The 19992-nt window shown below is 47.3% G+C and carries 20 protein-coding genes; 7 read left to right on the top strand and 13 right to left on the bottom strand.

Going from position 1 to position 19992, the window contains the following annotated elements:
* Nucleotides 1-37 precede the first annotated feature (37 nt).
* The 4 genes from N836_RS62400 to N836_RS62415 form a co-directional block, all read right to left on the bottom strand.
* The gene (locus tag N836_RS62400) at nucleotides 38-472 is read right to left on the bottom strand and encodes a helix-turn-helix transcriptional regulator (RefSeq protein ID WP_161635017.1); all 435 of its coding nucleotides are present in this window, start codon (nucleotides 470-472) and stop codon (nucleotides 38-40) included.
* Between the two features lie 276 nt (nucleotides 473-748).
* Nucleotides 749-1387, bottom strand: coding sequence for an SMI1/KNR4 family protein (locus tag N836_RS62405; RefSeq protein WP_031293629.1), 639 nt, complete (start codon nucleotides 1385-1387; stop codon nucleotides 749-751).
* Between the two features lie 86 nt (nucleotides 1388-1473).
* Entirely contained in the window at nucleotides 1474-2763 is a 1290-nt protein-coding gene (locus tag N836_RS62410; protein ID WP_023074980.1) for a DUF4332 domain-containing protein, read from the bottom strand.
* Nucleotides 2764-2929: 166 nt separating this feature from the next.
* On the bottom strand, nucleotides 2930-3544 hold the full coding sequence (locus N836_RS62415; RefSeq protein ID WP_023074981.1) for a hypothetical protein: 615 nt from the start codon (nucleotides 3542-3544) through the stop codon (nucleotides 2930-2932).
* Between the two features lie 439 nt (nucleotides 3545-3983).
* Between N836_RS62415 and N836_RS62420 the strand changes: the two genes are divergently transcribed.
* Nucleotides 3984-4628, top strand: a complete 645-nt coding sequence (locus N836_RS62420; protein WP_081716944.1) for a helix-turn-helix transcriptional regulator — start codon at nucleotides 3984-3986, stop codon at nucleotides 4626-4628.
* Between the two features lie 411 nt (nucleotides 4629-5039).
* On the opposite strand, the gene N836_RS62425 is transcribed toward N836_RS62420, so the two are convergent.
* From N836_RS62425 to N836_RS62445, 5 genes are all read right to left on the bottom strand, one after another.
* Complete coding sequence (locus N836_RS62425; RefSeq protein ID WP_023074983.1) at nucleotides 5040-6602, bottom strand: phytoene desaturase family protein; 1563 nt, start codon at nucleotides 6600-6602, stop codon at nucleotides 5040-5042.
* Between the two features lie 96 nt (nucleotides 6603-6698).
* The gene (locus tag N836_RS62430; protein ID WP_023074984.1) at nucleotides 6699-8285 is read right to left on the bottom strand and encodes a Na/Pi cotransporter family protein; all 1587 of its coding nucleotides are present in this window, start codon (nucleotides 8283-8285) and stop codon (nucleotides 6699-6701) included.
* A 311-nt stretch (nucleotides 8286-8596) separates the two neighbouring features.
* Entirely contained in the window at nucleotides 8597-10003 is a 1407-nt protein-coding gene (locus N836_RS62435) for an efflux RND transporter periplasmic adaptor subunit (RefSeq protein ID WP_023074985.1), read from the bottom strand.
* Between the two features lie 85 nt (nucleotides 10004-10088).
* Complete coding sequence (locus N836_RS62440; RefSeq protein ID WP_023074986.1) at nucleotides 10089-12452, bottom strand: ABC transporter permease; 2364 nt, start codon at nucleotides 12450-12452, stop codon at nucleotides 10089-10091.
* A 5-nt stretch (nucleotides 12453-12457) separates the two neighbouring features.
* On the bottom strand, nucleotides 12458-13168 hold the full coding sequence (locus N836_RS62445) for an ABC transporter ATP-binding protein (protein ID WP_023074987.1): 711 nt from the start codon (nucleotides 13166-13168) through the stop codon (nucleotides 12458-12460).
* Nucleotides 13169-13518: 350 nt separating this feature from the next.
* Between N836_RS62445 and N836_RS62450 the strand changes: the two genes are divergently transcribed.
* Nucleotides 13519-13740, top strand: a complete 222-nt coding sequence (locus tag N836_RS62450) for a hypothetical protein (RefSeq protein ID WP_023074988.1) — start codon at nucleotides 13519-13521, stop codon at nucleotides 13738-13740.
* Nucleotides 13741-13854: 114 nt separating this feature from the next.
* Nucleotides 13855-14103 (top strand): hypothetical protein, encoded by a 249-nt coding sequence (locus tag N836_RS62455; RefSeq protein ID WP_023074989.1) that lies wholly within the window; start codon nucleotides 13855-13857, stop codon nucleotides 14101-14103.
* Nucleotides 14104-14257: 154 nt separating this feature from the next.
* Here the strand turns inward: N836_RS62455 and N836_RS62460 are convergent, their stop codons facing one another.
* Entirely contained in the window at nucleotides 14258-14926 is a 669-nt protein-coding gene (locus N836_RS62460; RefSeq protein ID WP_023074990.1) for a phosphoribosyltransferase, read from the bottom strand.
* A 171-nt stretch (nucleotides 14927-15097) separates the two neighbouring features.
* The gene (locus N836_RS62465) at nucleotides 15098-15520 is read right to left on the bottom strand and encodes an ArsR/SmtB family transcription factor (protein ID WP_200867458.1); all 423 of its coding nucleotides are present in this window, start codon (nucleotides 15518-15520) and stop codon (nucleotides 15098-15100) included.
* A 261-nt stretch (nucleotides 15521-15781) separates the two neighbouring features.
* Here N836_RS62465 and N836_RS62470 point away from each other — a divergent pair, with 261 nt between their 5' ends.
* The gene (locus tag N836_RS62470; protein ID WP_031293639.1) at nucleotides 15782-16198 is read left to right on the top strand and encodes a YeeE/YedE family protein; all 417 of its coding nucleotides are present in this window, start codon (nucleotides 15782-15784) and stop codon (nucleotides 16196-16198) included.
* A 5-nt stretch (nucleotides 16199-16203) separates the two neighbouring features.
* On the top strand, nucleotides 16204-16656 hold the full coding sequence (locus N836_RS62475; RefSeq protein ID WP_023074993.1) for a DUF6691 family protein: 453 nt from the start codon (nucleotides 16204-16206) through the stop codon (nucleotides 16654-16656).
* Here the strand turns inward: N836_RS62475 and N836_RS62480 are convergent.
* Nucleotides 16637-17947, bottom strand: coding sequence for an NAD(P)/FAD-dependent oxidoreductase (locus N836_RS62480; protein WP_023074994.1), 1311 nt, complete (start codon nucleotides 17945-17947; stop codon nucleotides 16637-16639). The genes N836_RS62475 and N836_RS62480 overlap by 20 nt on opposite strands.
* A gap of 489 nt (nucleotides 17948-18436) precedes the next feature.
* Between N836_RS62480 and N836_RS62485 the strand changes: the two genes are divergently transcribed.
* Nucleotides 18437-18919, top strand: coding sequence for a DUF302 domain-containing protein (locus N836_RS62485; protein ID WP_023074995.1), 483 nt, complete (start codon nucleotides 18437-18439; stop codon nucleotides 18917-18919).
* A gap of 54 nt (nucleotides 18920-18973) precedes the next feature.
* On the top strand, nucleotides 18974-19192 hold the full coding sequence (locus tag N836_RS62490) for a YgaP family membrane protein (protein ID WP_023074996.1): 219 nt from the start codon (nucleotides 18974-18976) through the stop codon (nucleotides 19190-19192).
* Nucleotides 19193-19278: 86 nt separating this feature from the next.
* Here the strand turns inward: N836_RS62490 and N836_RS62495 are convergent, their stop codons facing one another.
* Nucleotides 19279-19737 (bottom strand): winged helix-turn-helix transcriptional regulator, encoded by a 459-nt coding sequence (locus N836_RS62495; RefSeq protein WP_023074997.1) that lies wholly within the window; start codon nucleotides 19735-19737, stop codon nucleotides 19279-19281.
* Between the last annotated feature and the right edge of the window lie 255 nt (nucleotides 19738-19992).

Here is a 19992-nt window from a genome sequence, read left to right on the forward strand (position 1 = left end):
TCTAAGTCGCAAGGTCCACGGTTGTTACTATCAGGGGTTAGCCTACACTGCTTGAAAACATTACCTTTTTACGTTTTGAATGGATGCTTTTCATGTGTTTTTTCACCGTATTGGGGGTAATCTCCAGCTCAAGTGCAATTTGTTTGTAGGTGCGACCTCGTCTATGCAGTAACCAAACCTCTCGTTCCCGAGGCGTTAAACCATATTGTTCTGCCTCTTGAGAGACAATTTTATTGATTGTGGTTTGTCGATCTTCTATGAGCAACAGCAGATAGGGTTGATCTAGTTTGTCTACTGTTAGCCACCTAGCACGAATATGCAGGATCGCCAGGTTCTCAATGAAAATATCGAACTGAGTTAGCCAACACTGATTGGGAAACAGATTACGAACCTCCATTAACGACTGACAAATCTGACAAATCTCTTGGGGCACCTGGACAGACTCATCCACAACTGAATTGAGTTGTTTCAAGACGCGTCTACCATATAGATTTGAATAAACTATCTTTTTTTGGTCCGTTAGTACAAGAATACCGCTAACTAATTCTGAAATAATGTCTTCTTCAATAAAAGATTTGTCTAAATCTTTTATTGAAGAATCTTCTGCTCCACAACTCTTGTGATTCGGGGGCTTGACAGAAGTGTCAGTGTTAATCAACCTTTTCATAATAAGCTTCGCAGAAGATTAATTTACAGGGTTTTATAAAAAGGGGGGCTCCATCCTAGTGATGTGGCGGACCATAAAACATCAGGTATTGGTAAGTTCAAGAAAAATTTTGTATTCAGCTTGCATCATCTCCCGAAAGGAGCGATAACGATCGGCTCCAGGCAGCCAATCTCCAAAAAACCAAGCTTCCCATTCGCCATTTCCGGTAACGACCTGAGGATTTAAGAGATATATAGATGATTCTCCCCTATCACTGATTTCCAGGGTGTTTCTTAAATATTCGATTCGTAATTTACTGCAGTCCTGGCGTTCTCCATAAACGAAATAGTCACGATCCGATATTTCCTGGGGGCAAGACAGTCCATTATTGTTATGGGACTGTGCCTGTTGTATCTCATTGTTTTCTAAAATAAATTGCTCAAGCCAGGTAGGATTTCTAATTGAAAACCACTCAACTTCTTCTATCGACCACATGCGATATATAAAAGGTGTAGTCTGTCTCCAACCATTAGAGACTTTTAAGAAGTTTCGATAGGATGGTGGCAGTGTGGTTTGTAATCGAACTTCAGTTTGCACAATGAGTTCTTCAGTGGCACCCGGATAACCTAACCATCCAGATTCAATAACTTCTGTGGGTAACTGATTAATTCGATCTTCCATAGAAGCTAAGATTTCTCGACTCCACCGTCTTAGAAATTCGTGCCAGTCAAATGTATTCATGGCCTTAGACAATTATGGAAAATCTAGAAATGGGGATACGCCAGCTGTGAAACTGTTTCCAGTTGGATGACTGGAATTGCCATAGGTTATATAACTTGCAGAGCAGGTATTTCAAATAAATCTGAGGTGCCCACAGTATCAGCAAAATTAACAATCAGCTGAAACCGATAAATTCCCATTTCTAACACGGTTTCTGGCAAGTCAACTTTGACAGTAGACTGTACGTCTTTGCATAAAACAGTGTGGGAACTGGTTATGGAAAAGTTATCACCCGTTATCCGATTGGCGATAAATGCTTGCAACTGCAAATGCAGCGACTCCTCCAGGTCCTCCAACGCCTCAACATTGAAGCTTAAACTAACTTCTGATAAAAAGGGGCGACTGCTTTGAATAGGGCCGATCATTTTAGTTGGTTGCCCAGCTTGAGCCCCATATTCAATGTGAGGGGGTTGTAAGAAGCGTACCTGTTCTATTTGAACGGGGGTTGGCATATCAACCTCTTGTTCAACCTCTTGCTCCGTTACTGTGGTTTCTGGAGCAGATCCTGGAAGAGCGGTATCGTCAATACGAGCCAATATCCACGCAGGTAGCCGTTCGATATCCCCAAGCGGCCAAGTCTGCTGTATATCGGTCTCAGTCTGCTGCACCTGAATACGTGCTTCAGGTTGGCTAGCCACTTGTCGGGTTTGGTAAGTGACGACAAAAGAGATCAGGCTATGCCAATCAGTGTCTTGAGAGATTTCTGGAGGCGACACTTCTGAGGAATGGAGCGCTGGCTCATCGGTTGAACTTGTTGAGCCTAAACTGTCCGTTAGTGGAGATGCGCTATCAAGGGCGTTGCTGTCCTCTTCAGTCTCCTCTTCAGTCTCTTGTTCAGCAATATCAGGAGCATGTACCTCAGCTGGTTCAGGTACAAGTTCTTTAGATTGATCAATCCAGTCCTGGATTTCATTAACTGTGACTGTATGCCCTGCTTCCCGTAGCCGAGCTTCAACCTCTTCTGCAGAAGATTCAGCTAAATCTGCAAAGGTGCATATCTCCAATGAGTAAAGCCACTGTTGGCTAGCTGTATTAATCCCCTCTAAATCGGTAAATGGATCACGGTTCTGCTCCTGACGGCTGTTGTCTTGGTCCTGTGCCAACCTTCTGGCTTGCTCAATCCATTGTTGAATCATCGCAAGCTTAATTGAATGTTCTGCTGCCTGCAGCTGAGTGGCCAGATCTTCGGCGGACGACTCAGCCAATTCTGAGAAGGTATAAATTCCTAAATCGTTTAGCCACTGCTGTCTAGCACGACCTATATCGGCAATATCTGTTAGCTGATCGTGGGATTGGCTGTCGCGATCTTTTGTATTATCAGTTGGTGGCCCACTCATGTTGATGCCCCCTTATAGGTTTTGGGTAACTTACGTATTATTGCCTTGGCAGGAGTCTCGTCACACATCACGATAGGGACTCAAACTCCCGATGATATCTGGGAGTTTGAGTGATTGTATTAACGATTTGAACGTTAATACAATGTTCAGAGTGTGATAGTAGTGGCTAGAAGTTGGGTTGTTTTGCAACTTGAAGTCGCCGCTCACCAATGTAGCCATAGCCAAAGATATATTGACCACATTTATGGGTTAGCGGTCCTACTTCAACGGTGGCTGCAACCAGATAGTAGCCAGGTGTTAGACCAATCTCTTCGGGTGTGATCACATCGCCAATCCAGTAACGATGCTGACCTTCTCGGGACTTAATGCACACTTTTAGATCTTTCTCAGCGGAACAGCCACCCAGTCCTTCGAAATGGAATTTTGCACAAAGAGTGACTCCTAGACACAACAGCAGTCGCGTCAAGGGACTGTGGTCAAACTGCATGCACAGCCCTACAACCATGTTCTCTGCATCATCATCGACAATGAAAGGAGATTGATTAGGACCTACTTGCCAGGGATAGGGGGGATATCCTCTAGTGCCATAAACAAGCAAACAATACAGTTCAAAGGAAGTCTTTCCTAGAATCTGCTTGGTATATGTTTCAGTATCGGAATAAAGAGGGCCTTGGGGGGGATATAGGGCATTTGGAGCAGACGCTGCCTCTGGAGGTGCGGGTAATTCACTTTCAGAGGGTAACGTTGATACTGTCTTTTCAACTTCAGGTAGGCTTGCCATAGGAATTTCCTCTGACTAAACGGTGATTCAACAGGCATTGAGTGAAAACCGATATGGGTCTCTAACCTTGTTGACACCTTGAATCATGACAAACTTATCCAGCTTCGAAAATTCCCCTAAAAGGGTACCCTTTACAAAAAGCAATAGGTAATTATACCTCTCGTTTCTGATTTGAAAACTGCTTTTTCCAGACTTTGAATCTTGGAATTAAACCATTATGGTTATAAGCAGGTAAGGTTAGCAGCATACATTTTGATTGGTTGCATACAGCACTTGCCCATCCTGATGACGTCACCAGAAAAGTGACGCATATACGTTTATCTTTCCTCATTTGCTGCAAACACAAGCTGACACGGCTCGCGCAGTCTGTGTTTATAGCAAAATCAGCAAATAAAACAGCAATTGAGAGTTTTAAGTTCGGCCTTGGGAGATATATGAAATGACTGGACTGCCTTGTTCTGCGGCATTAAGAGATGCAATGAAACCTGAAAAAAATATCGTCCAGATAAAGCATACTACCAGTAAAGATAGTTTTTTCTTCGTAGAGAGAGATGCTCAGTTTTTATTTGACTTATTTAATGACTACATGCAAGGTGTCCTGGTTTTGTCTGATACAGGGGATATAGTATATGTTAATAAACCAGGTCAAACTGTACTTGAAGAAATGAATGGTGCTCAAGCAGACTATCCTTGTTTACCCAGAGAGATTTATCACTTATTTCAGTTCCAGTCTACTATCTGCCATCATTTTCCCCATCAAAATTGGTCTGTAACTACGAAAATTTCAACAAACACGTATGCTTTCTTGGATATTCAGACCCGCTGGATTCGCGTACGATCGTCTGATAGTGATTGTTTGCTGTTCGTGATGGAAGACGCTAATCAACGCATTCAAGAAATTGTTCTTAAAGAAGCCCGTTGCTATGGATTAACGCCACGGGAAACGGACGTCTGGTTATTACATAAATCCCACTATACCTATAAGCAAATTGCAGAGAAATTAAATATTATGCCGAATACGGTCAAGAAGCATATGAAAAATATTCTCACAAAGCAACGTCTAGCCAATGAAAAATCGGACTAACTACAAATGAGTAGTACCCTCTGAGGGTACCAAAAACTTAATGTATCGACATTTTTAGAGAATTTTGTGATTCAACTTTACTTTTCCAGAGCTAGTGCTCCCTTTTGGATTGAAGATGTAAAGGAGTAATAGGATAGATGTATTCTATTAGCTCGTCAAGTTTAGAAATTTGGGTGATGTGTTGACAGAGTGAAGAGTGGACAGTGATGAGGAGCCACTCTTTACCCTTGGCTCTTCATCGGCTCTCTACCCAAAAATAAGTCCTGACAGACTACTAGCTTTGCTTACATATCAGCTGATTTGTGAGGGATCAGTTGATCGGGCGTGAGATCGCATCGCAGCAACGCCTCTAGGTGTGCGATAAACAAGCCCGATCATGAATTTTCTTCCAGCCCATTTAAGCCCAGACGCCTATGAACTTAACGCCGTCTGCAATACGGACATTGGTCTTCTATATACCGATTGGCCAGTGATGAGCTCCACCACATTCATCCCATTGCCAATGACGCCAGGCACGCTGGGATAGCCTGCACTCGCCCCCACCAAAAACAGATTGGGTAACTCTGTACGATATCCAATCCGCCCCAGGCCAACCTGTCTAGGAATCAGATTAGCACCGTAGATATTGCCCTGTGGTTGCCCCAGGTAGTACTCACTGGTGGTTGGGGTGCCATACAGTTTCATCCGAGTGTAGGCATCAATATCTGGAATCAGATCTCGAACGCTGGTCATTACTGATTGATACACGGCTCGTTTTTTTGCTTTGTACGCTTGCCGATCCTGTTCATAAAGCTGGTGAAACGGCTCATAGGGACAAACGGTAGCAATTTCAAGTACGTGATGACCGTTTGGAGCCATGCCAGGTGCCGTGGATTTTAACGTGGGGCAAGACAAGAAAATCCAGGGATGGTCTAAGTTCCCCTGATACTGTTGTTGGTATTCTTGATTCAGGTTGCCGGTTGGGTAGTACCAAATGTTCCAGCTGCCGATGCCATAGCGGGCAGGGTCAAAGCGGCTATCGAGACCGAGATAAATATTAAACGCACTCATCGAGTATTCGTAATCTGTTAGACGATGGCGTTCTTGCGGGCTGACAGCAGTCTTCTCGTGCATCAGTGCAACGGTTTTTTTTGGGTCTAGATCGCTGATATAGGCTTTTTTGGCACGATAAGAGATGCCACCGGCATTGATAAACTGAACGGTGCGATCGCAAACTTCAATATGATCGACGGGCGTGGAAAACTGCACCAAACCACCGCCTGCCGTAATTGCTTCAACGATGGTGTCTACCAAATGCTTAAAATGGTGTTGAGGATAGTAAGCCCCGTCTGCATAGTCTGACACCAAGCTGGCATGGGTGATTAAAGCAATATCCTTAGGGGGGAGTGCATAGTCGCCACTCTGTCCAGCAAACAATGCCTGTAGCTTAGGAGACAGGCCAATTTGATCATAAAGATCTTGCAGCGTGTATAACCGTTTTGAGAATAGATGCCAATATTTAGGCAATTTCAGCCAGTCAGACCATTTTATGTCATACCAATGTACCTCTTGCCCCAGGTCTACCATCTCTCGGTGCAGCTGTTTAATCTCGTCACAATAGCGATTAATAGCAGTGGCTTCATCCGGAAATGTAGTCAGGAGACGTTCACGAAATGTCTCCCAGCCTGAGGGAATCCGAAAATCCACTTCAGGGGTAATTACCCGATCAATACAGTCTGGATCTAACGAGTTAAACGGCACATCTCTCTCAATGTAGTTGAGAAACTGATCAACCGTCTGACCCTGACCACACTGATAGATGTAATGAACATCGGCACAGAAGGAATAGTCTCCGTAGGCAAACGTATGGCAGCACCCGCCTGGCAAATAATGCTGTTCTAAAACAGCGACACGATTTCCCTGACGAGTCAGACAAGCCGCTGCTGACAATCCACCCAGCCCTGCACCTAAAATGACATAGTCAAAGTCTTCCATAATAAACTCCCGATGGTTCACATAAGACAACAGCACAAGCAGCCCCACATTTAGGCTATCGCCGAATCGTGAGGAACTTATGATGGACCTGTTTGCTCACTGCCCCACAGCCAGCACAGCCTGACTCATGTGGTCGGTGATGCGTCGGATATGTTTACTAACTCGACGGAGCCAGCGAATGGCTTCGAGACGTTCTGTACTGGTGAGTACATCAATTTGCCCCACTGCCGCTTGAGTAATTGTTGTCGCACGGTAGGGCTCAACCTTATGGTGAATTTGGCTTGAGGTTGTTCGTGCCTGGTCAGCAGCAGCCTGCCAGCGGCCTGCTTGTACCAACATCATAATCTTCTGAATACTGTCAATGAGAAGATTCTTTTCTGCCATTAGTTCCAGAGTTGCCTGGGCAGTTTTAGCCCGATCTTCATCCTCTTCACAGCGTTCATGAATACGTTGCAGATGGTCTAGAGCATGCATCATACTCACCAGCCGGTCCCAATTGGGGCCTGCACCAGTTTTAAGATGAATCTGGTCCAGATATGCATGGGTTTCATCCAACGCCGTTTGCAGTTCAATCAAATCTCCCCGCTGACCATGGGGGTCACCTAAAATGGCAGACACATGCCGTAAAAGCAGCAATAGTTCAGTTTGAATTGCGGACTGGGCAGCGTTTAAGGCCAGATCGGGTTGTTCCAATAGACCATCGCTCAGTGTGTCAGTATAGGCGCGGTCTTTGCCAGGTACCAACCGCATAATTAACCGAGCAAACTGTTGGGTAAAGGGCAAGATTGTAGTCACACCAACCAGGTTAAAACAGGTGTGAAAGGCCACCAGCGCAATTTCTGCATTTTGAATCAGCTGCCCTGGTGCTAGCCGCTGCCAGACAGTGGTATAAGGGGTAATTAAGGTCAGGGCCAGACCGGCGGTCCATATATTGTAGACAACGTGGGAAAGACCGGTACGACGAGCATTGACTGAACCACCCAGGGTGGCGATGATGGCTGTTATCGTGGTGCCCACATCCATCCCAATCACTAAGGCGGCGGCCTGTTCAAAATTGATAGCACCCGCATATAACGCAGTTAGGGTAGCGGCTACACCGACACTAGACGCTTGGGTGATAATTGTTGCAAGTATGCCCAATGCCACTAGCTGTAGGCGACCTATGAGCGTATCCATGGGCAGTTGTTCAGGGGTGATCAGCCCGTCCAGAGTGCCCATGGCATCCTGCATTGAGGTGATGCCGACAAAAATCAAACCAAACCCTGCGATCGCATAGCCAAAACTAGCCCAGCGGCCCTTAGTAAACAGCTTTAAACTAGCGCCAATAAACAGGAGCGGCAGCACCGCTGTACCCAGCTTTAGCTTAAAGCCTAAAATAGCCACTACCCAACCCGTAAACGTGGAGCCAATATTTGCGCCAAAAATAATCCCCAGTGCCCCTGAAAAACTAATTAAACCGGCACTGACAAACCCTACTGTTGCGACAGTGGTGGCACTGGATGATTGTAAAATAGCGGTTGCGATCGCTCCTGTCAGGACTCCCGAGCCAGCATTACCAGTAAACCGCATCAGCGCCCGGCGCATGGCATTTCCAGCCAGAACCCGCAGCCCATCTGTCATGACAATCATGCCCAGTAGAAATAATCCGAGACCACCAATGGCATGAATAACCGTTGTTGTCATAACAGCGAACCGACGCAACATGACCAGGCTAGACAAAAGTTATGAGGATTGTATGGAGATCTGCGATATAGACATATCACTCGCTCAACTGAGGTGTGATATAAAAAAAATCTGGCCGAAGGTGCCGCCATAGAGATTGAGCTGGAGGAATTTGACACTAGCCAATCGATTATCAGTACCATGCCTGACGACGACTTGAATAACTCAAAGAGATTTATTAACGAGTTGACACAGAATCTACTTTTCTGGAGCAAATGCAAATTCTACATCTTCATACAGGGATGTAATATCAAATCTTACATTCAGGCTCACTAGCGTACCTTTACCTGACGGTCAGCTTCTAGCTCTTCGCTAGGGTGTAGCACCACCTGTTCACCATCGCTTAGTCCCTCTGTTACCTCAGCTGCCATCGTACTGCGATGGTCAATACTAATCTCACGGGGCTGTGCTCGATTGGCTTCTACGACAAACACACACCAGCTCTCACCACAGCGATAAAGGGCACTGACCGGTACCTGTAGAACATTCTCATCAGCCCAAATGACAATCTGGGCTTCAATGCGATACTGATCGCCTAAAGCACTGGTCGCAGGCTCTGCTAGGGTAGCAATCACATTCACTCGCTGTTCGTCTACGCCAAGGGCAGAAACCTCGGTAAACGCTGCCGGTTCGATGTAGCTCACTGTCGCCATTAACGGCTCTGCCCCCCCCCATTGGTCAACAATAATCGAGTCACCAGGTCTAATCTTGACAGCATCTGTAGAGAGGACATCAATTACCAGTTCTAATTCTCCTGGATTACCTAATTCAATCAACGGGTCGCCTGCCTGGACAAACCGAGCACTCTTATCGGGAATCCGCAGTACGGTCCCATTAATCGGAGCTGAGATAGCGGTGCGACGGGCCTCATCCACCAGATTAGCTAGCTCGGCTTCTACACCGGCAATTTGGGCTCGGTAGGCGTCTTCTAAATAGTCGGGGTCGCGCTGTTCCTGACGTAACAGGGCTAATGCTTCCTGGGCGGCTGTGACATTAGCGATCGCACTACCCAACCGTTTGTCATCCGCTGCCAACTCTTGAATCAGACGATTTTCTTCTAGTTCAGCCGCCTCTCTTGACTGGCGAGAAATAGCACCCTGGGCTTCGAGTTCCTGCGCCCGGTTGCGATCGCGACGCGCCTGAGCTAGCGCCACCCGAGTCTCCTCCACTTCAGCGGCTCTCGCCTGCTGGTCTTCCTCAGCGACCTGCAATCGAGCTGCTGCCTGAGCTAACGCTTCCGTTTTAGGACGCTGAGTATCTACCCCCACCAGCTCCGCCTGTAGCTCCTGCAATCGTGCTTGAGCTGTCCGTACCCGAGAATCCAGGGGCAGTGGATCAATCTGCGCGACCATCCCATTAGCCTCCACCATATCCCCCGCCTCCAGATCAATCCGCTGCAGCCGACCATCCACCGGAGCTGAGACTACATATCGATCCTCTACCCGAGTTTCTCCCTCAGCATCAATAGTTACCTGGAGCGGTGCCGTCGTCACTGTCCCGATATCCACCGGAATTGGCGCAGGCCGAAAAGCCAGACCGACCAAAACTGCAAGACTTGTCCCCGCCAGACCATAAGGTAGCCAGCGAGGCACACGCACACGCCGTTGAGTCACGGCCCCTAATGTCTCCCGAGGCCGCCGAAAAAAGTCTCTTACCGTCTGTTTTTGAATCTGAGTCATGCCATAGCCTCCCACTTCCTCTGTCCCTGGTCCCCTGATCCGCTGCTTCCTCGTTCTTCTCTCTTTCTCTTTTTCTTTTCTTCCCTCACTCTCGCGTCTTCAAAACAGCAATTAAATCTAACCGACCTAGCTGTCGCCGAATCAACAGGCCTGAGGCCAGTGCCGCCGCCATGATGACCACAAAAGCAAAAGCATAGGTTGTCGGAGTAATCACTAAAGGAAAACGAAATAATTCCCAGTCATACATCTCCGTCATCAGTGCTGCCAAGCCAAAGCCTAGCGAAAACCCGACCGGAATCGCCAGGGTTAACAGTACAGCCTGTTCTCCCAGAAGAATAAATGCGATTTCACCTTTGGTAAAGCCAATGATACGTAGGGTAGCGAGTTCTCGCTCTCGCTCTGATAGAGCAATCCGGGCCGCGTTATACACCACCCCAAAGGCAATCACTGAGGCAAACCCGACTAAGACCACCGTAAACCCAGCCATACTCTGGGTTAAAATTTTGTTGAACTGGTCAATGGTAGTTTGACGCATGGCAACGCTGGCCACGGCAGGGGTTTCTTTTAACTGGGCATAGAGCTGTTGTTGTGCTTGCTCGTCCACCTGCAGATAGGCACCGGAGAGGGTAAACCCTTCTCGCATGAGCCGATTTAGGGCGTGGAGGTCCATATAAGCAGAAATACCCACCAACTCATCAAAGATGCCCGTGACGTGAACAGTACGTGTGGGTCGTCCTCCTTCTAGCACCTCTACAGTCAGCTGATCGCCTAGATGAGCCTGGAGGGTCTCCGCTAGTTTAGTGGATAATACAATGCCCTCGGGTGGCAATGTAACGGGACGCTGCTCACGATCCAGCAGGCGACGCAGTTCGCCACCCGGTTCCACTCCATTGATACCGCTGAGTTTTTGGTAATGGCCAAAACGCAGTCGGGCCGGTACTGTTCGAAATGGCTCAGCGTGTAAAACTCCAGGTAGATGATATAGCTCAAACTGAGCCCGGCTTGATAGGGGATTGTTAAACACCAGGGTAATGTCTTCTCGTTGAATGGTGCGAAACTGAATGTCAACCAGGGCATCCATTGCATCGGTAAAGAAACGCCCCAGAATCAGGATTGCGATCGCAACACCAATTCCCACCACTGACAACAATCCTTGCACCGGCCGGCGCTCCAGATTGCGCAGAATAATCCGACTAGGGGCAGAAAACCATCGCTGCAGCCCCAATTTTTCCACCACCGTGGGTCGATAGGTGGAGGGCGGTTCCGGTCGCATAGCTTCAGCCGGGGGCAGGATCACCGCTCGTCGAACCGACAACACCGCTCCCAGAATAGCGGCCCCAAAACTTACCAACAACGCCGTCAGCAACACCACTGGTGGCACCTCATACTGCAGCACTGGGAAGTGATAAAAATCTGCATATATACGAGTCATGCCTCGTCCCATCCACCAGCCCAGACCGCTGCCCAATGCCATACCTAGCAATACAATGCCCAGTACTAACTTTAAGTAGTGTAGCCCCACTGTCAGATTGTCGTACCCAAAGGCTTTCATCACAGCAATCTGATCTCGCTGGGTACTGATCAAACGACTTAACAACAGATTGAGTAAAAAAGCAGCAATTCCAAGGAAAATAGAGGGCACAAAGATGGCATGGGCCGACAGCTGACGAATCTCATCAGAAATAAACGTGTGGGAAATTTGATCCTCTCGACCAAAAGCCCCTAATCCACCATAGGTTTCTAGCAACTGATCAAGCTGAAAGATCACCGCCGCCTCGCTGGCCCCTGGCATCAACCGGAGACTCACGTCATTAAATGCACCTTCCATATCAAACGCCGTAGCCAGGGCTTGTTGTGGCATCCAAAGAATGCCAAAGCGTTTGTTGTCGGGGACAATTTCGGTACCACGAATCTCATAGATATACTCGGGCGATAGGGCAAGGCCCACAATTCGCAGGGTTTGCCAACGGCCATTGAGAATTGCCCCCACCGTATCATTCAGCTCTAAGTGATTCGCCTTGGCAAAGACCTCGCTCGCTAGCACCTCATCTCCTTGTTCCGGATAGCGCCCCTGACGAATAAATAGGTCGTTGAGCATAGGGTGTTGCCGTTCCGGAATAGAAATCAGCCGTCCAGTAGCCGGTTCCTCTAATCCTTCCACTGACAGGGTGACATCCTTCACAACTCGAGTCTGAACGGCACCTACACCAGGAATCTGCTCAAATCGAGAACCCAAGCTTTTTGGTGCCCGTTTCAGCTGTACAAACACATCTGCAAACCGGTACTGGTCATAATAGGTAGTTTGGGTCAGCTGCAGCGACCCGTGGGTACTCATCATGGTGACCAGGGTAGCGATGCCACAGGCAACAATCAGGACAATTGCCAGCACCTGCCCCCGCATGCGGAGTAGATCGCGTAAGAGTTTACGGTCGAGGGCTTTCAAGCTCATACCCTTTACCACTCCAACTCTGCTGGGGATGCTTTTCGCTGATTGCGTTGAATATGGGCAATGTTCCCGCTACGCATATGCACGACTCGATCGGCCATGGCCGCAATCCCAGCATTGTGGGTAATTACAGCGGTTGTCGTACCAAACTCTTGATTCACCTGTTCCAAGGTCTCTAACACTCGTTTACCAGTCTCAAAGTCAAGGGCACCAGTGGGTTCATCACAGAGGAGAACTTCGGGGCGTTTGGCAATAGCGCGGGCGATCGCAACTCGTTGTTGTTCCCCCCCTGACAGCTGCGCCGGAAAATGATCAAGCCGGGCTGCCAAACCCACCAGTGCCAGTGCCTCTTCCGGCTTCATCGGCTGACGGGCAATATCAGTCACCAGGGCAACATTCTCCCGTGCCGTTAAGCTTGGAATGAGGTTGTAAAACTGAAACACAAACCCCACCGACTGACGGCGAAACCGGGTCAGCGCCTGTTCATTGGCTTTGTTCATTGCCTGATTACGAAAATAGACCTGGCCGCCAGAGGGCACATCTAACCCACCTAAAATATTTAGCAGTGTGGACTTACCGCTACCCGATGGTCCCAGTAGCACCACAAACTCGCCCTCATACAGGTCTAAATCAACTGACCCCAAGGCGTGAACCTTTACTTCACCCATCACATAGACTTTACTCACCTGCTCTATGTGAAAGACCGCAGGCGATGTCATTGCTGCTGAACTTGACGTTACGTCCGAAATCATACTAACCGCCAGTAAGCACGGAATTTTCCTGAGCTCATCACTCCCACAGCACCGAACATTAAAAATGCGTCACCATTACCTTGCTGTAAATCTTAGACAAAAAGATTGAAGACTTTATGAGGAGCGTCATAACAACCGACATTCGCTGACAAAAAAACATTCCCATAAGTTCTTCAAGATATTCGTCTATACTTATAGAGAAGAACTAAGGAGCTTTCTCTACTCCCTACAGCCTATCTAAAGGTCTTAGTTTTGATCCTGGTTTCTTCGTTAAACATGATGATCTTGAGTAAACCTTTCTTAGGAGACAGCTCAGCATGTGGACAACATTAATTATCGTAACAGCCCTATTTTTAATTGCACTCCGAGTTTTCTTAACCGCCCACAATCAAACTGAGGTGATCTCGGCGGGTCTGGTGGCCACAGCCTGTTTAATGATTGCCATAGGGGCCTCTCCCTTAGCGCTCAAAGTAGCCTTGTTGGCATCTATACTGCTGTTTGAACAGTGGTTGTTACATCGTCAAATACCTGCTAAGTAATCACTGTTGTGTAGGTTTATTTTTCTTTAAAAGATACCAAACCTCATAACATCCTCAAAGTATTCGAGTATGCTAACCGTTAGCATTAATGCTAGTCGCACATAAGGAACCCAGATGACTATTGAACAAGATGCCAGAACAGCTGCTACCCAGGCTCGTCAGCATACAGAACAGCTAGATGAGAAAGTACTTAATCGGGCTGCAGACAGTTTACACGAAGACTCTTCAGTCACTGCTGAAGAGCGTGAACATGTTACACAACAACGACAAGAAGCCCGGCACATAAAGGAAACTATGCTCAGCCGCGCAGAAGAAACTATAGATGCGACAGATAGTGCGGATACTTCAACGTCACAAACTTAGAACGACCACTTTTTGAAGTATGACATCAGGAGTCTGGCAGTGGGGCAGACTCCCAGTTCGCTCTTGCTAAAAACATTGGTATCAGACACGATCCATGGATGGCACATACCGGCTGTAGACCTGCCATTCACATAAACTAGGAGACGCTGTACTTCTAGGATTGGCTAGTTAAATGACTGACACCTGTTGCTTGCTCTAGTAGCGTACAAACTTGCTCATCGGTGACTTGGTTAAAATTTTCATACCAAAGACCAATGGCATACATGTTACGGGGAATGGATAGACACACGATGCGATCAACCTGGGTTTTAAGTTGTTTATAAGCGCCCATAGCAGCAATAGGAACAGCAATAATTAGTTGTCTTGGCTGTTGCGATCGCACCCACATCACCGCTGCTCGCATAGTTGCCCCAGTAGCCAGTCCATCGTCTACTAAGATGACAATCCGATCATAGACATTCACTGGAGGACGATTACCACGATAGACCTGTTGGCGTCGTTTTAATTCCTGACGCTCGCCTTCTGTAATCTTTTGAAGTTCCTGTTGAGTAATCCCTGAATAGCGCAGAGCATAGTGATTGAGTACGCGCACACCGTTGGCCGCAATAGCTCCGACGGCACTCTCCCGGTTACCAGGCTCTCCCAACTTTCTAACCAGACAGATATCCAAAGCTAGATTCAGGGCGCAAGCAATCTCATAGGCAACCGGTACCCCACCACGTGGCAAGGCCAGCACTAAAACATCGGCACGGTTAGCATAGACGTTTAGCTGCTGTGCCAGTTGTTGCCCGGCATCGGTGCGATCGCAAAATCGAGTTGTCATGAGCGTCCCTCCACAGCTGCTCCACAGGAGATGCCCCACTATTGCTCTTAGGGTAGGGCAAAAATCTGAGGAACTTATGAAGAACGCAGCCTAATGCAGGGCCTTACAAGTGTTTTGTCCTTAGCCGCTAGCAATAGCCTGCCATCGAAACAGTTGATACCAAGATCGCACCTAGCGGGGCTGACGCATGACCCCTAACTGCTGAAACTGTTGCGACTGCTGTTCGATCTGAATCGATAACGCATTACAAACCAGATCGCAAAGTTCAAATAGAAATGGGTTAGCAATTTGATAATAGACGCATACACCCTCCTGACGACGGCTGACCACACCAGCCTGGGTCAGCATCTTTAAGTGTTTTGAAACATTAGCCTGCCCCAACCCAGTAATCTCAATGATCTCTGTGACATTTTTTGCCCCTGATTTTAAGGCACAGACAATCTGTAGGCGACTCACCTCAGATAAAACCTTAAAAAACTCAGCCATCAATCCCAGGGCCGCTGGTGAAAGAGACGTGATACCGCTGTCAGACGACTCGACGGTAGCCGTTGAAGTTCTGAACGTTTTCTTCTTAGATTTCTTAGTAGCAGGCATAGGTGCAATTCGCTTGGCAGGAACTGTGAGGGATGAGAACAGGTGATGGACCGTTAACTATATTACCATAAAGTATTATAAAGCTTTTGCAGCACTTTCGCCCTGATCGTCTTGGAATCAGGCCTTTTCAGCATTTAGGTAGCCAATATACCAATGGTGACAATGGTGAAATTTCAATGGTGAATGTTTGCACAACTCGGGAAATGTCATGGCATTATATTACTAATTAATTATATAATTTTCTGAGATATTGCTGCTACCATGATGGAATCAACCTGGGTAACGGGGTTTTTGGGAGGTCTGTTAATTGGTCTGAGTGCAACGTTGCTGCTGGCATTTAACGGTCGCATAGCAGGCATTAGCGGCATTGTTAATGGTGCGATCCAGGGTGATGAGATTTGGCGATGGTTGTTTATCGCTGGCATGCTGCTGGGTGGGCTCGTCTATGAGCATGGTCTTGCAGCCGAGGTGACGCCTCGACCGATACTAGCGCCTGGCTCGATGATATTGGGTGGGTTTTTGGTGGGATTTGGCACTCGTTTAGGCAATGGCTGCACCAGTGGTCATGGGGTGTGTGGGTTGGGTCGATTGTCATTGCGATCGCTAGTGGCAGTCCTTACCTTTCTGACTACAGCGATGGTGACTGTCTGGATTACCCGTCATGGCATTGCTGGATAAAAGACATGAACAGACTCTCACTACAACAAACATTAGCTTTGAGACAGAATTTGATTGCGATCTTAGCGGGTTGGCTATTTGGCCTGGGGTTAGGGTTATCGCAAATGATTGACCGAGAGCGGGTGTTAGGATTTTTAGACATCGCCGGTAATTGGGACCCGACACTTTTATTTGTCCTGGGTGGAGCCGTGAGCGTCACCGTAATTACATTTCGATTTGTTTTGCGATGGCCCCACCCACTTGTCGCCACTCAATTTAGATTGCCAACTCGCAGGGACATTGACCTATCTTTAGTGCTAGGGACCGCCATCTTTGGCATCGGTTGGGGCATTGCAGGCTACTGTCCAGGACCTGCCATTGTTGCACTGACATTAAATGCATGGAACCCTGTTATCTTCCTGGCTGCTTTTATTGCTGGCTCACTCACCTTTCGAGTATTCAACCGTCAACGCCTGTAGCCCTAGATCCCACCACAGACGACGTGTCTGCTTTTAACATTTTGAGACCAAATAGGGCACGCAGACCCAGTTTTTCAAACCATGGCATCCCCAGACCCGATCGCATTTTGAGCATAAAATAGTGTTCGAATGCGGTCTTAACCCAGACAACCCATGGCCCTCGCACTGCATAGGAACGCTTACGTTTGCCGGTTTCAGGGTCGGGGAGAACTGGGGCGGCAATGTAGGCAATACCCGTCTGACCAAATTCTGCAAAACAAAGGGCATCCAGCGTTGGCACCTGCAACGGGGCACGCATTGCTCCTAGTTCAACAGCAATGTTGTGGGCTACTGCAGCAGCCATGGTTTCTGCCATTTGACCACTTTTGGGTGATGTGATGGGAATAGGAGTTTGATCAGGCTGTTCGAGTTGAGTGCTGACACCTGCTGCATAAATTGTTGAAAACTGAGGGTGGCGTTGGTTTGGCAATACAGGAATAAATCCCTGGTCATCCGCTAAACCGGGCACTGCTCGCACAAAGTCAACACCGCGAAAGGTGGGTAGGATCATGGAATACGCGAAGGGCAAGGTGCGGCCATCGGCCAGAGTAATCGTTTGTTGGTTTACAGCGGTGATTTCAGCATTCTCAATCACCTTAATCTCTCGTTCCTGCATCAGAGCAGTGGTTAGTTTTTGAGAATGCTGAATATTAGAAACACCTAAATGTCCTACATAGGGTTCCGGCGTGATGTAGGTAATGGGTACCTGCTGACGTAAACCAAGGCGGCGGAGTTCGTGCTCGGCCATGAGAACAAACTCATAGGCAGGGCCAAAGCACCCCACACCCGGAGCTGCACCAACAACTAGAGGTCCCGGATTTTTCAGAAAGTCGAGCCAGGCCTGTCGGGCCGCCAGGGCATGGTGAGGAGTACAAACAGACTGGGTGTAGCCGTTGGGGCCTGAGCCTGAAATTTGGTCAAAGGCAAGAGCGGCACCGGTTGCGATCGCAAGGTAGTCATATTCGATAACCAGACTCTCCTCAATCACAAGCTGTTTCCTATCAGGGGTCAAGTTAGTCACCCGACCATGCACCCAATTGAGCTGATGTCGCTGGGCCAGTCGCGACAGATCTAACTGAATATGGTCTAACGATTTCAGGTTTAGCGCCACCTGAATAAGCCCTGGAATAAACGTGAACTTAGACTCATTAGAAATCAGCGTTACCGTGTGACGCTTAGGTAACCAGTGGCGTAGCTCATAGGCTGTTGGCAACCCCGCTAAACCAGCCCCAATGACAACAACATTTGCCATAATTAATGTCTCCTTTTACTAACCTGGCTATCTGAGCCGTCAGCAATCAATTAATCTTTGTTGACGTTGAGCAGTTGAGTTTTTCTGTAAAAACCTCTGGTTTTCGCTTAAACATAGCTTACCGCATATAGCCGATGAAGAATTAGCTATAACAATTTAGGTCAGCTTAAAACTTGACCAGTGCAGATATCCTCTTCATGTCTCTGTCTCACCCTTCCATCTTTGGATCTAAGAGGGCTTAGGAATGGGGAGCCAACAGTTTTGACTTTGCTGATGTTCGGATAGCCCTTACCCCAGTCCTCACCCCCTGAGGGGCTGCTCACAGAGTGGGCAAAAATCTAGACATTAATAAATTCTGATTTCTTAGCACATCATTTTTATTATCTTTTAGCTATTCAGATATTAAAAACCATCGCATTCTGTCAATGACCCTGAGAGATTCTAATCAAAGGATAAAAAAAGTGGTTGATTAAATCACTATTTAGTTATATGATGATTTTAGAGATTAAGGCATCACGCCAGTCCGATACATTTCTCAGCAATTTAGACAAACTCACATTCGCTATGTATCACTTTAGTAAGACAATTCAGGCTTCCTTTGATGAAGCCATAGCTCAGGTGACTGAAGCGCTTCAAGCCGAAGGACTGGGAATCTTGACCGAAATCGATGTGCAGACCGCTTTTAAGAAAAAGCTAGACACCGATTTCCGCAACTATAAGATTCTCGGAGCCTGTCATCCGCTAATTGCCTATCGCATGTTGCAAACTGACGACAAAGCTGGAGCGCTTTATCCCTGTAACGTTGTCGTTCAAGAGCACGACGATGGACGAGTAGAAGTCTCAGCAGTCGATCCATTAATTATGTTTTTGATGATTCACAGTCCTCAAGCTAAAGAGATCGCCTTAGAAGCCAGTCAGAAGATGCAGGCTGTAATGGATCGTTTGCCAGCTGCAACGCCGGTTGTAGCTTAAGCCTGACAGAACAGATGAGCCGTAGTTAATACTAGATTTTGGAGGTTACGTTCCATGTTTAATAATGTTGGTACTGTTGATCGCCTGCTGCGATTACTTGTAGCAATTGGGTCCCTTTATTTTGGGTTGACGGTTTATGCCGGTTCAACCTTAGGAATGGTGTTAGATATTGTTGGCAGTGTGGCTTTACTCAGTGGAGTATTTGGTTCCTGCGCTCTCTATGGTCTACTGGGTATCAACACCCGGAAAACCAACCAGGATTCAACCACATAATTCCTACTTAACGTTCTCTTATCTCTTCTAAAGCCAATACTCGGCTGGAGCATTTGCTCCAGCACGAGTTTTTTTTAGTCGTCTTTTTAGATAACATCCATGGATGATGGACTGTACAGTATGTCGTTGCTGCGTCGACAATTACTTAATTCCTTAACCGGTACTGTGGTAGCGGCAACCGTAGGTTCAGCATTTTCGGTAATGGGACAGACACAGTCGTCTCGATGCAACCACTGCTGACCAACCTGATAGAGGGCCATAAATACAGGCTTCAGCTCTTTACCTTTTGGAGTGACAGAATATTCCACACGAGGCGGGATTTCTGGGTAAGCCCGTCGAGCGATAATCCCATGCTCCTCTAAGCTTCGCAGTTTGGCCGTTAGGGTTTTGCTACTGATTCCAGGTAAAGCAGTTAACAGCTCATGGGTGCGACAATCTTGATCCCAAAGCTGGCGTAAGATCAATAATGACCATTTGCCACCTAACATATCAAGGATGAACTGAATCGGACATTGGGACTGAAAACAACTATGGGTGTCGAGCATATTGTCCGAAAAAATAGGCCTACCTGTATCTACTTACCTCTTATTTTGTCTGATCAGTTTGCGACAAAAATTAAGACATTCTTAAATGGATTGAAGTTTAATTTTTCTTTAAGGTGAAAGCCCAAATCACCTAGTAATCATTTTTTTACTGAAAGAAACTCTAATTTTTCCTATTACTCCCCTAAGAGACCCTAAAGAAACGGTCTTGCCATTTTTGAGAGACAAGTGAGGATATAAGGAGCACCAAGAAAGAGA

Source organism: Leptolyngbya sp. Heron Island J (assembly GCF_000482245.1).
In the GTDB taxonomy this organism is placed as follows: Bacteria; Cyanobacteriota; Cyanobacteriia; order Phormidesmidales; family Phormidesmidaceae; genus Leptothoe.